The sequence below is a fragment of the Phytoactinopolyspora endophytica genome, from assembly GCF_004138495.1.
GTDB lineage: Bacteria > Actinomycetota > Actinomycetes > Jiangellales > Jiangellaceae > Phytoactinopolyspora > Phytoactinopolyspora endophytica.
The window spans coordinates 378,726-390,677 of the sequence record NZ_ML142851.1 but is presented as its reverse complement, the minus strand read 5'-3'; the positions used below and the strand labels follow the sequence as shown (position 1 = coordinate 390,677).

Genomic DNA, 11,952 nt, shown 5'->3' with positions numbered 1-11,952 from the left:
GGGATTCCGCCAGCGACTTCCCCATCTCCAGGGTCATCAGCAAGGCAAGGTCCTCGCGTCGCTCAATGATCATCTCGAACGCGGAACGCAGAATCTCCCCGCGGTTCCGCGGCGGCGTGTCCGCCCAGGACCGCTGAGCGTCGACGGCCGCGGTCAGGGCGGCGTCGCCGTCCTCGGGCGTCGCGTCCGCCACCGTGGTCAGGACCTCGCCCGTCGCCGGGTCCTCGACATCGAAGCGCGCGCCCGACGCCGAGTCCCGCCAGCTCCCGCCGATGAACAACCCCGTCGGGACGCTTCCCAGTACAGCTTGCTCTCGATCGGACACGATCTCATCCCTTTCGGCTGGCATACGCTCTCTCCTCTCACGCTACCCGCGATCAAATCGGCGAGTACCACGGCATGAAGAGCTCACGACATAGCCTCCCGGCCGATCGGAAATGCGATAGCGCCATCGGTTTACCGATACTCAGCCTTCGGCACTCACCTCGTTCCGTATCCAGTCCGTGACCGATGCATGCTTGGGAGCCCAGCCAAGCTCCGTGCGGGCACGATGAGCGCGGACGCGGCTGTTGGATCCGAGAGCGTAGACAGCCACCTCATACCCCCACTCGGCGACAGCGTCTTCTACGCTCCACGGCTGTGGCTCGCCCAAACCCAAGGCGTCGGAAATGGCCTCGCTCATCGCTCGGTACGACTCCTCCCCGTTCTCCACGAAGTAGAACGAGCCCGCCGGCGCCTGTCCGAGAGCGCGCACGTACAGCTCGCACATGTCCTCCAGGTGGACGTTGGACCACACATTGCGGCCCGGTCCGACGTGCCGGGTCACGCCACTGGCCCTGGCTTGCCGAACCAGGCGAGGCAGCTGGACGCTGTCCGTTTTGATGCCCAGCCCATGCCCGTAGATCAAGCTGTTGCACAGCACGACGGACCGCACGCCCCGGTCCGCGCCGGCCAGGACGGTCCGGTCGATGGCGACGCGGGCCGCCTTGTCGGCTGCGGGCTCCCACCCGCTGCCCGGATCCGCGACGTCCTCGCCGTAGACGGTAGGGCTGTACTCGCCGTTGGATGCGTCCCCGACGATGCTCGAGCCACTGGTGTGGATCAACGGCTTGCCGGTTCCGGCCAGCGCGTCCAGCAGTGACTCCACCGCACCGGCATGATCACTGTCGGCCGCGTTGATCACGGCGTCCGCGCGATGCGCCTCTCCCGCGAGAATGTCCCTGTCGTCGAGGTCACCCAGCACCGGCTCCGCGCCCATTCCGGCGACGGCGTCTTTTCGGTCGCCATCCCGATGCAGGGCACGGACCGTATGCCCGTCGCCGACGAGCCGGCTGACCAGCGAGCCCCCGATGTAGCCAGTGGCCCCGGTGAGAAAGATGTTCATAACCCTCCTTCAGTATTTCGGCCTACTGACCGATATGTAGAACACACTGTAAACTAGGCGGCGGTAGGTCACGCAACGAGAGGGCGTAGGTTTCGCACGTGTCCGAGTTCGAGGAAGCAACGGCCGGTGACGAGCAGCGAGCGTCGCGCGTGCCCGCTGTGACCCGCGCGGTCGACGTCCTCACGGACATCGCCCTCCACGGCCCGAGCTCGCTGGCCGAGCTCACCCGTCGGCTCGGGATCCCCAAGAGCAGCTTGCTCGGCATCTGCCAAACCCTCGTCGAGGACGGACTCCTGTCCAACGCACCTGATGGCCGCTATCGCTTGGGACTCGGGCTCGCGGAGTTGGCGGATGCACAGCGCTCGCAACCCACCAGGCCGGCACGGCTCGGCTTGACCGTTCAGAACCTCACCAATCCATTCTTCACCGTGGAGGCGGACGCGATCGCGGCTGCGGCACGTGAACTAGGCGCCGAGGTCATCTTGAAAGACGCAGGTCAAGATGTCGCCAGTCAGTGCGAACATCTCACGGCGTTCACCGCCGCCTCGGTCGACGCGATCATCCTTGACGCCGTGCACTCCGCCGAGGTCGCCGGCCCCATCACCAAGGCACAGGACGCGGGCATACCCGTGGTTGCCGTGAACGTCGGCGCTGCCCGCGCCGACGCGACCGTCACGACGGACAACGTCCAAGCAGGCCAGGCGCTGGCCCGGCATGTCGGCCGGCTGCTCGGCGGTACCGGGACGGTCGGAATCGTCGACGGCCTGCCGGTCACCGCCGTCCGGGACCGGATCGTCGGTTTCCTCTCCGCACTGCGCGAGTTCCCCGGCGTCACCGTCAGTGCCCGGGTCACCGGCGACCACTCGGCCGACGGCGGCGAACACGCTGCCAAGGAGATGCTCGACCAGCGGGTCCCTGATGCGATCTTCGCCATCAACGATCCCACAGCGCTCGGGGTGCTCAAGGCGCTGCACGCACGGAAGCTCTCGGTTCCAGTGGTAAGCGTCGACGGCTCCGCGGCCGCCGTCGAGTCGATCGTCCGGGGTGAGCCCCTCGTCGCCACGGCCGCACAAGATCCCCGAGAGCTGGGCCGGCTGGCCGTCGTCGCGGCTGCCGATCTGCACGCCGGGCGCCCACTCCGTCCACGGACACGGCTCCTGCCCACCAGCTTGATCACAGCGGACAACGCCACGACCTACGAGCCTTGGGGGTAACACGCATGCCAGCCACCCCGGGACGCTCGCCCGCTGTTCGCCGCGCGACTCGGATCCTGACCGAGCTGGCGTCGCGGCCGGCAGCGTGCAGCATCGCCGACCTGGCCCGATGGACGCAGACTCCGAAGAGCTCGGTCGCGGACATCTGCGGTGTCCTGGTCGATGCCGGCATCGTCGGCCGCGAGCTTGATGGCCGGCTTCGGCTGGGCAGCCGCATCGGCACGATCGCCCGCGGATTCGTCGGTGGAACCGACATCCTCGAGCACTTCGAAGCGGAATGCGAGCGGGTACACGGCTTGCACGATCGGACTGTCGTGCTGGCCGCGCTTGTCGACACCGACGTCGCGTACCTGGCGGTTCACCGCGACAGCGAGCCCTTGCCGCTCACCTTGAAACCGGGGATGCGGCTGCCCGCGTGGTCCACGGGCACCGGATTGGCTCTGCTCAGCGATCTTCCGGACGACACAGTGCGGGAACTGCACGAGCACGGTGTGCCGCAGTCGCCCAGCGGACGGCTCTTCGACACGGACGACCTTCTCGCGGCGCTGGCGGTCGCGAGGGACCGCGGGTACGCGTCCAACGCGGATACCGGCGAAATGGCGTTGGCCGGGACCGCCGCCCTGGTCTACGGTCCGCAGGGCGCGCTGGCCGCCGTCGGGTCGATCTCGGCTTTGAACCGCGGCCGAGACAGTGACCGGGATGCTGTCCTGGTCAAGCAGCTCGCGCAGCGGCTTTCCATCCGCGCCAGCATCACGACCAGCGAGTAGTGCCGCGGCGGCGCATACGTCTTCCGGTTGTGAGCCGGCGCCGCGATCATTTTCTTCGTGTAGAGCTAAGCAAGCGAGACAATCACAACATGATCACAGGACATATCGATACAAATCGGACTAGTGACGCCAGATGCTGCCGAGGTTTAGCCTTCTGAAATCCATGCTGCACGTCCGCCCTCACCACACCAGAGGGTGTGCACGCAAATGGACGGCAGCGCCCTTTGAGGGGACCGTATGGCCTCCGTTGATCACGGGAGGGCAACATGCGCCACAGAAAGTTCCTCACGTCGCTACTGGTTGTACCAGCGCTCGTGCTCGCCGCATGCAACGGCGACGACGGCAACGGCGGCGATGAGCCCGCACTTCCAGAGGACGACGGCGGGGAGGAAGTCGATGCAGCGGAGGGAGAGGAAGACGAAGCTCCTCCAGCCGAGGGCACGCTCGCCGAGGTCCAAAGCCGGGGAGTACTCAACTGCGGTGTGAACGACGCCGTTCCGGGCTTCGGCTTCCTAACCGCGGAAGGCGAGTACGAAGGCTTCGACGTCGAGTTCTGTCGAGCCGTGGCCGCGGCCGTGCTCGGCGACGCGGACGCCGTCGAATACACCGCGTTGACCGCTGAGGCACGGTTCACGGCATTACAGGCCCGCGAGATCGACGTGCTGATCCGCAACACGACGTGGACCGCTTCCCGAGACGGCGGCGAGAGCGGGAGCTTCACCACGACGACGTTCTACGACGGCCAAGGGATGATGGTCCGCTCCGACGACGACTACGGCTCTCTGGACGACATGCAGGACACCGTCGTATGCACGCTTTCCGGCACCACCACTGAGCTGAACCTCGAGTCCGTGTTCGTCGCCCGTGGGCTCGACTACGAGCCCCTCACGTTCGAAGACAACGACACATTGCGTGAGGCGTTCCTGGCCGAGCGGTGTGACGGGTGGACGTCGGACAAGTCCCAGCTCGCCGCGTTCCGCGCCGAGTGGCCCGAGGACGAGGGCGGGCCCGACGCGTTGACGATCCTCGACGAGACGATGTCGAAGGAGCCGCTCGGACCGGTGACGCTCGACGGCGACGTCGAGTGGTTCGACGCCGTTCGCTGGGCGGTCATCGTCACCATCCAAGCGTGGGAGTTCGAGATCGACTCCAGCAACGTGGAGGAGTTCCTCGACGTCGATCCGGAAGAGGATCCCGAGGTGGCACGCTTCCTCGGTGTCGACGAGTTCGACGCCGGGTTGGGCCTCGATCCCGACTTCGCCGTGAACGTCATCCAGCAGGTCGGCAACTACCAGGAGATCTACGAGCGGACCGTCGGCCCCGAAACCGCGCTCGGCTTGGACCCCGGCTTCAACACGCTGTGGACCGAAGGCGGCCTTCTGTACGCGCCACCGTACCGGTAGACCGGCGCCGACCCCCGGACGCGTACGTCTGTCCTCCGTCGTCCGGGCGTCTGGTGCCGCGGGCGGCCGGCACGCACCCGGTGCCGGCCGCGCGCGACACCCGGTTGATCATGCTCGACGGCCGTGCGGACGCCACGAGGAGGCGGTGTGAGCGCAAGGCAGCAACCGAACGTCACCGGAACGCGGCCGCCACCGTGGCGGGACGAGCGCGTGTTGCGAGTCGCCGTCCAGGTCGCGTTCCTCGCCGGCGTCGGCGCCTTGCTCTGGCTACTCGGCGGCAACCTGGTCCGCAACATGCGGGCGCAGGGGATGCGTACCGACTTCGGTTTCCTCGACCAGCCGGCGGGATTCGCGCTCACCGGTACCGACTTCTCCTCGCGAGACAGCATCGGCGACGCACTTCTGGTGGGGCTGCAGAACACGATCGTCGTCTCGATCTGGGGCATCATCCTCGCCACCGTTCTCGGCGTTCTGGTCGGGATCGCGCGGCTGAGCACCAACTGGCTGGTCCGCAAGTGCGCCGCCGGATACGTCGAGGCGCTTCGCAACGTCCCACTCATCGTTTTCCTGCTGTTCCTCTACCTCGCCGTGCTCCAGCGCCTGCCACGCATCAACGATGCGTTCGACGCCGGTGGGTTCGTGTTCTCCAACCGGGGCCTGTACGCGCCATGGGTCGCCGTTGCCGAGAACAGCGGGATCTTCCTCGCTATCTGTGCGGGAGCCCTCGCGCTGGCCGCCATCGTCGGCGCCTGGCGGACCCGGAGGTTCGACGCGACGGGCGAGCCCCACCACCGAGTGCTCTGGGGTGGCGCCGCGTTCCTTATCGTCGCCGGCGTCGCCTGGGCCGTCCTCGACCGACCGGTGTCGATCACGCTCCCGTCGCTCGAGGGACGAAACGTCAGCGGCGGCTACGAGCTCTCCGTCGAACATGGCGCGCTGCTGCTCGGGCTATTGCTGTATATGGCGGCGTTCATCGCCGAGATCGTCCGCGGCAGCATCCTCGCCGTCCCCAAAGGCCAGAGCGAAGCTTCCCACGCGCTGGGGCTCGGCGGGTTCCAGCGCTACCGATACGTGGTTCTACCGCAGGCGCTCCGGATCGCCATCCCCCCGACCGGCAACGAGTTCATCAACCTGGCCAAGAACTCCGCTCTCGGCATCGCGATCGCCTTCCCGGAGCTTCTCCGGGTGACTCGCATCGCCATCGGCCAGGGCCAGCCGGCACCGCAACTCGTCGGGATCATGATGCTGTTGTACCTGGCGATCAGCCTCCTGCTGTCGGTGGTCGTGAATCTGCTGAATCGCCGGCTCACCAGGCGGGGGGCATAGATGTCCGACATCGGTGTCCCCACTGAGGAGTACCAGCCTCCTCCGGAGGAGGAACCTCCCGTCCGCGCTGTGTCCCCGGGCGAATGGGTGCGGCAGAACCTGTTCAACACCTGGTACAACTCGGTGATCACCATCGTGCTGGCACCGGCGATCGGTTACCTCATCTTCCGGGTTCTGCGCTTCGTCTTCGTGACCGCCCGGTGGGAGATCGTCGAGGTCAACCTCACCAACTTCATGGTGGGGACATTCCCCCGGGACGAGTTGTGGCGACCGTGGACGGCGATGGCCGTGCTCGGCCTGGTGGTGGGGCTCGGTCTAGGCGTGACCGCCCGCGCGAACACTGAGGTAGCTCGGATACGCGGTGTCCGGATCGGCGCCTCGTGGCACGAGAATGTGCGCCGCGCCGCGCCCGCGCTGCTGCTCCTCGTCGCGCTCGTGGTCTTCGTGCGGACCGCGACGCCGCTGGTGCTGCTCGCCGGTGTGGTCCTGCTGGCCGTACTCGGCTACTACGCCGGAAGGCGGATCCCACCCGGCCGGCGTCGATGGATGCATCTTGCCGTGCTGCTCGGCCTGGCCGTGTCCTACGTCGTCATGACCCAGTTCGACGGGGTGAGTCTTGCTCGCTGGGGCGGGCTGATGCTCACCATGTTCCTGGCCGTCGGCGGCATCGCGCTCGCCTTCCCGCTGGGTGTCCTGCTCGCTCTCGGACGACGGTCATCGTTCCCAGCGGTCCGCTTGGTGTCGGTCGTCTACATCGAACTGATCCGTGGTGTGCCGCTGATAGCGCTGCTGTTCATGGGGTGGCTGATTCTCCCGTTCCTGCTGCCCGCCGACTTCCCGACCCCCGGCCGGACGTGGCGCGCCCTGATCATCTTGATCGCGTTCACGGCCGCGTACGTCGCCGAGATCGTCCGTGGTGGCCTGCAGAGCATTTCGACCGGACAGTACGAGGCAGCGCAGGCGCTCGGCCTGCCCGCGTGGAAGACCATGCGGCTGATCATCCTGCCGCAGGCGCTGCGCAACGTGATCCCGGCGATGGTCGGCCAGTTCATCAGCCTGTTCAAGGACACGTCGCTGGTGTTGATCATCGGACTGTTGGACCTGCTCGCGGTCGCCCGCCGAGTCACCCAGCAGCCCGATTTTCTCGGTCAGGGCCTGCACGCGGAGACCCTGATCTTCGTGTCGTTCATCTACTGGGTCGGGTCGTACTGGATGTCACGGGAGAGCCAGCGGATGGAGAAACGTCTAGGTCTCGGCGAACGCTGAGTCGAGCGAGGAGGAGCGCATGACGAGCACCAGCACATCTCTCACTCAGGCTGCCTGGCGCGCGGGCGGCACGGGTGAAGAGATGATCCGATGTGAGCGGGTGAACAAGTGGTTCGGCGACTTTCAGGCGCTCAAGGACATCGACCTGGTCATCGGCCGCCAGGAGGTCGTCGTTGTGTGCGGGCCGTCGGGCTCCGGCAAGTCGACGCTCATTCGCTGCATCAACCGGCTGGAGAAATACGACAGCGGCATGATCGTCGTCGACGGAATCGAGCTCAGCGACGACGTCCGGAACATCCAGGAGGTCCGCCGCGAGGTCGGCATGGTGTTCCAGCAGTTCAACCTGTTTCCGCACCTCACGATCATGGAGAACATCACGCTTGCGCCACGGCAGGTACGGCACCAGTCGAAGACCGAAGCCGATGGGTACGCGACGGAGCTCCTCGAGCGGGTGAAGATCCCCGAGCAAGCGCACAAATACCCAGCCCAGCTCTCCGGCGGCCAGCAGCAACGCGTCGCCATCGCCCGGGCGCTCGCCATGAAACCGCGAGTGATGCTGTTCGACGAGCCCACCTCGGCGCTAGACCCGGAGATGATCAAGGAGGTGCTCGACGCCATGGTCCAGCTGGCGGAGTCGGGCATGACGATGATCGTGGTGACGCACGAGATGGCCTTCGCCCGGGCAGTGGCGGACCGGATCGTGTTCATGGCGGACGGGCAGATCGTCGAGGTAGGCACCCCGGAGCATTTCTTCACCGACCCTCAGGAGGACCGGACCAAGCTGTTCCTCTCGCAGATCCTCTGACATCCCGACCCGAAGTCTCATGATCATCGAGGATGACCGGGGTGTCCACACGCCTAATCCTCGATGATCATGGGCGTCTCCAACGCAGATCGGTGGCCCATCCTGGCTCGGGGGCCGAACTCGCCGCGCAGCGCCTCGATCTCGACGCGGTCGGCGACGGCCTGAAAGTTGTTCATCGGTTCCTCCTTGTCACATCGAATAGGGCCACGGCCGCCTGGGCGGGCCAGGCGCCGCGTTGAATCAGCCGGCGAACGACTCGGGACCAACGCGGCCCCACGCCACGAGCGCGGCCAGGACGAAGAGGGTCATGGTCACCACGATTCCCTGGGCCTCGCGACGGCGGCTGTGCGTGATCATCGCGCCGGCCATCAGCACCACCACACCGACCGCGGCCAGCGGCACCAGAACCGGTGCGATGTCCAACGCGGCGGGCAGGATCAGGCCCACCGCGGCCAGGAGCTCGAGGGTGCCGATGGCCTTGATGGCGCCGGCGCTGAAGTTTTCGAGGACTCCCATGCTGGCGACCAGCTTCTCCTTGGGCTGGATCAGCTTTATGGCGCCGCTGGCCAGGAAGACCACGGCCAGCAGGCTCGCAATGGTCCACAGCGCGATGTTCATGAGAGTTCTCCTTGCAGGGTGTGAGCGACGTCGGGGTCGACGTCGGACGTCGTGATCGGCGATCCCACGTGCGGAGGTAGCGGGGCGGGACCCAGGTCGACCATGGCGTCGCCCAAGCTTGCCCGTTCGCCGGATGGTGTGTTCGTCTCAGCTGTACGACGACGCAGCCCTTCGGAATGTGAGGCGACGCGCCAACCTCACAGTTCGGTGCGATGTCTCGTCGGACTGGTGAGGGGCAGCTGCGACCGAAGGAGTCGTCGACACCATGACCAACCGATCCGAGCCAGGAGACGGCCGGCTCGATCCGAGCCTGAGCGCGATCATGAGCGAGCGGCGTCAGCTGATCAATCTCGCGTACCGGCTCCTCGGCTCCCTGGCCGATGCCGAGGACGTTGTACAAGAGACGTACACCCGCTGGTACGCGCTGTCCAAGCAGCAGCAGGAAGCCATCGAATCTCCGGGCGCCTGGCTGACGAGGGTCGCCAGCCGCATCTGCCTCGACCTACTCGGCTCGGCACGGGCTCGGCGGGAGAGCTACGTGGGTGAATGGATCCCGGAGCCGCTGCCCGATCGCACGGAGTGGCTCAACGGGCGGACAGACGGCGCCACGGTCGATCCGGCCGACCGAGTCACTCTCGACGAGTCGATCAACATGGCCTTCCTCGTCGTGCTCGAATCGATGACCCCGGCTGAGCGCGTCGCGTTCATCCTTCATGATGTCTTCCGCTACTCCTTCTCCGAGGTGGCCGAGATCGTCGGCCGTACGCCGGCGGCCTGTCGCCAGCTGGCGTCGTCGGCCCGCCGTCGCATCCGCGCATCGCAGGCGCCTGCGCCCCCGACAGCCCAGCGCGCCGGCATCGTCAGGGACTTCAAGGCGGCATGGGAGGCCAAGGACATCGTCGCCCTCATCGGACTCCTCGACCCCGACGTCACGGCGATCGGCGACGGCGGCGGCCTCGTCAGCGCCGAGCTCCGTCCGATCGAAGGCGCCGAGCAGGTGGCTCGCATCCTCGTCGATATCGCCCGCAGGGCACCCAACCTGACAATCCTGGAGCGTACGGTCAACGGCCAGCCCGGCCTGATGGCCCAGCACGATGGCGTCATTGAGGTGGTCATGGCGTTCGACGTCGCAGGTCATCGGATCAAGCACATCTGGGCAATACGGAACCCCGAGAAGCTCCGTCCTTGGACGACGGGCTGACACGCGCCCTTGGCGCCGCGACACCGAGGACTGACTACAGTGAGGACGGAACGCTGGGCAACGCGGACGCGTTGACCAGAGCGGTCGGGGCCGTGTCCAACCAACAGGGAGCACCCGATCCGAACAACGCGTGGGGTGAGCCCCGCGCCCGTCATAGACCGAGGAGAAGCCAACGACCGATTCCACTCCACCACCCCTGACGTCGGCATCCGCGACCCAGATGCCAGAGCGAGCACACCCGGCCGAGGAACCAGAGCGCATCGAGCAAGCCGACAACTCCGACCCGTCGATCAGCATCGATGTCGTGGCCGCACCCACCCTGAGCTACCCGATGGCGCACAACCGGGTCCCGGTGATCAACCGCATCGCCGTCGACGCACCGGAGACGACGGCGCTCGGTGCCACGCTCACTCTCGAGATCTGCGACGCGCACGGCACCCTCGGCAAGCCCCGCGAACTCCTCGTCGACCTCGACGGCGAGGGCACCCTGGTCCTGACCGATGTCGGCCTCGTCGCCGACCCGGCCGCCATGCTTCAGATCGAGGAGACCCGCCCCGCGACCATCCGCGTCGCGTTGACAGACGACGGCCGTACTCTCGCCACCCACGAGACGCCGATCGAACTCCTGGCCGCACAGCATTGGCGAGCCACGCCCACGCTGCTGGCGCTGGAGATGCTGGCGGCGTTCGTCATGCCGAACCACCCGGCGGTCACCAAGCTGCTGTCTGAGGCGTCGGACATCCTCCAGCAGAGCACCGGCAGCCCTTCCATCCAGGGCTACCAGGCCGGAGCCGAGCGTGTGGACGCGATCGTCCGAGCGATCTACGAGGCGATGCAGGCTCGGCAGGTCCGCTATGCAGAGCCGCCCGCCAGCTGGTCCGAGGTCGGGCAGAAAGTCCGCACACCCGGCGACGTCCTGGACGGCCGAGTCGCAACCTGCCTGGACACGGTCGTCGTCATGGCGGCCGCCCTGGAGCAGGCCGGCATTCGGCCGCTGTTGTGGGTGGTCGACGGTCACGCCTTCCTCGGATACTGGCGGGACGAACTGACCCTGGATGGCGCCGCGCAGACCGACGCCGCCGACGTCGTCAACCTGGTCGATCTCGGGCTGATCCGGCTGGTCGAGACCACGATGCTCACGGCGTCCGAAGAACCGGCACCATTCGACCGGACACACCGCCCGCCCGCCTCCACCTACCTGACCGGCGACCTGCATGCGTTGATCGGCGTCACCGACGTCCGCCAAGCCCGGCTCGCCGGCATTCTCCCGCTTCCGGCGCGTACGCGGGACGACGACGGCACGGTCACCGTGGTCGAGTACCGTCCCGCCACGCACAGCGCCCTCGTCCAACCCGTGGAGCCCGCCGCGCCGGCCGGCGACGGTGAACCGACGACGCCCCTTGCGCCGCCGAGGATTCACGCGTGGAAAAACTCGCTGCTGGACCTCAGCCTGCGTAACCGCCTGATCAACTTCACCGACCGCTCCGGCGTCGAGCTGACCGTCCCAGACGGATTCCTCACGACCACTCGGGACCTTCTGCACGCCGGGAAGGCGCTCCAGCTCCTCCCTAGTGACCAGTTCGACCAGATCCACCGCGAGCGCGGCGCCCAGGCCGGCCGCGAGCTTCCCCAGGATCTGCTGGCGGACCTGCTCTCCAACAAGCGCTCCGTGTACGCGGACGTCGGCACGGACCGCTACGTCACCAGAATGCGTAACTTGGCGTACAGGGCGCGCACCATCGCCGAGGAGACGGGAGCGAACAACCTCTATCTGACGATGGGATCGCTGGTCTGGTCACACGACGGCCGCGACCTGCGCTCCCCCCTGGTCCTCGTCCCGGTCCGGCTCGTCGGCCGGTCCCGCCGGACCGTGTACCGCATCGAGCTCGACGAGTCCGGCGGCAGCACGCCGAACTACTGCTTGCTGGAGAAGCTCCGGCAGCTACACGGTCTTCAGGTCCCGTCCCT

12 protein-coding genes are annotated in these 11,952 nt (G+C 67.0%); 8 read left to right on the top strand and 4 right to left on the bottom strand.

Annotated elements, in window-relative coordinates; translation table 11 throughout:
* Both ELR45_RS40535 and ELR45_RS07605 read right to left on the bottom strand, forming a co-directional pair.
* Window positions 1–349: aldehyde dehydrogenase family protein (locus tag ELR45_RS40535; protein ID WP_240759259.1), on the bottom strand; the 349-nt coding region annotated here is incomplete at its 3' end.
* A gap of 117 nt (window positions 350–466) precedes the next feature.
* Entirely contained in the window at window positions 467–1,384 is a 918-nt protein-coding gene (locus ELR45_RS07605) for an NAD-dependent epimerase/dehydratase family protein (protein WP_129664796.1), read from the bottom strand.
* 98 nt (window positions 1,385–1,482) lie between these two features.
* Between ELR45_RS07605 and ELR45_RS07600 the strand changes: the two genes are divergently transcribed.
* The 6 genes from ELR45_RS07600 to ELR45_RS07575 all read left to right on the top strand — a co-directional run bounded on the left by ELR45_RS07600 (window position 1,483) and on the right by ELR45_RS07575 (window position 8,165).
* Window positions 1,483–2,598, top strand: a complete 1,116-nt coding sequence (locus ELR45_RS07600; protein ID WP_129664794.1) for a substrate-binding domain-containing protein — start codon at window positions 1,483–1,485, stop codon at window positions 2,596–2,598.
* 5 nt (window positions 2,599–2,603) lie between these two features.
* Entirely contained in the window at window positions 2,604–3,365 is a 762-nt protein-coding gene (locus tag ELR45_RS07595) for an IclR family transcriptional regulator (RefSeq protein WP_129664792.1), read from the top strand.
* A 266-nt stretch (window positions 3,366–3,631) separates the two neighbouring features.
* Complete coding sequence (locus ELR45_RS07590; RefSeq protein WP_129664790.1) at window positions 3,632–4,768, top strand: amino acid ABC transporter substrate-binding protein; 1,137 nt, start codon at window positions 3,632–3,634, stop codon at window positions 4,766–4,768.
* A gap of 147 nt (window positions 4,769–4,915) precedes the next feature.
* Window positions 4,916–6,094: an amino acid ABC transporter permease gene (locus ELR45_RS07585; protein WP_129664788.1), complete on the top strand. Its 1,179-nt coding sequence runs from the start codon at window positions 4,916–4,918 to the stop codon at window positions 6,092–6,094.
* Window positions 6,095–7,360 (top strand): amino acid ABC transporter permease, encoded by a 1,266-nt coding sequence (locus tag ELR45_RS07580; protein ID WP_129664786.1) that lies wholly within the window; start codon window positions 6,095–6,097, stop codon window positions 7,358–7,360.
* Between the two features lie 19 nt (window positions 7,361–7,379).
* Window positions 7,380–8,165 carry an amino acid ABC transporter ATP-binding protein gene (locus ELR45_RS07575; protein ID WP_129664784.1) on the top strand — a complete coding sequence of 262 codons (786 nt, stop codon included), beginning with the start codon at window positions 7,380–7,382 and terminating at the stop codon, window positions 8,163–8,165.
* A gap of 53 nt (window positions 8,166–8,218) precedes the next feature.
* Here ELR45_RS07575 and ELR45_RS42010 read toward each other — a convergent pair whose 3' ends face one another.
* Complete coding sequence (locus tag ELR45_RS42010; RefSeq protein ID WP_276320650.1) at window positions 8,219–8,341, bottom strand: hypothetical protein; 123 nt, start codon at window positions 8,339–8,341, stop codon at window positions 8,219–8,221.
* 64 nt (window positions 8,342–8,405) lie between these two features.
* Window positions 8,406–8,783 (bottom strand): DoxX family protein, encoded by a 378-nt coding sequence (locus ELR45_RS07570; protein ID WP_129664782.1) that lies wholly within the window; start codon window positions 8,781–8,783, stop codon window positions 8,406–8,408.
* A 265-nt stretch (window positions 8,784–9,048) separates the two neighbouring features.
* Here ELR45_RS07570 and sigJ point away from each other — a divergent pair, with 265 nt between their 5' ends.
* Both sigJ and ELR45_RS07560 read left to right on the top strand, forming a co-directional pair.
* Window positions 9,049–9,984: an RNA polymerase sigma factor SigJ gene (gene sigJ / locus ELR45_RS07565; RefSeq protein ID WP_129664780.1), complete on the top strand. Its 936-nt coding sequence runs from the start codon at window positions 9,049–9,051 to the stop codon at window positions 9,982–9,984.
* Between the two features lie 220 nt (window positions 9,985–10,204).
* Window positions 10,205–11,952, top strand: a 1,748-nt coding sequence (locus ELR45_RS07560; RefSeq protein WP_165367571.1) for a DUF4011 domain-containing protein, incomplete at its 3' end; no start/stop codon positions are given.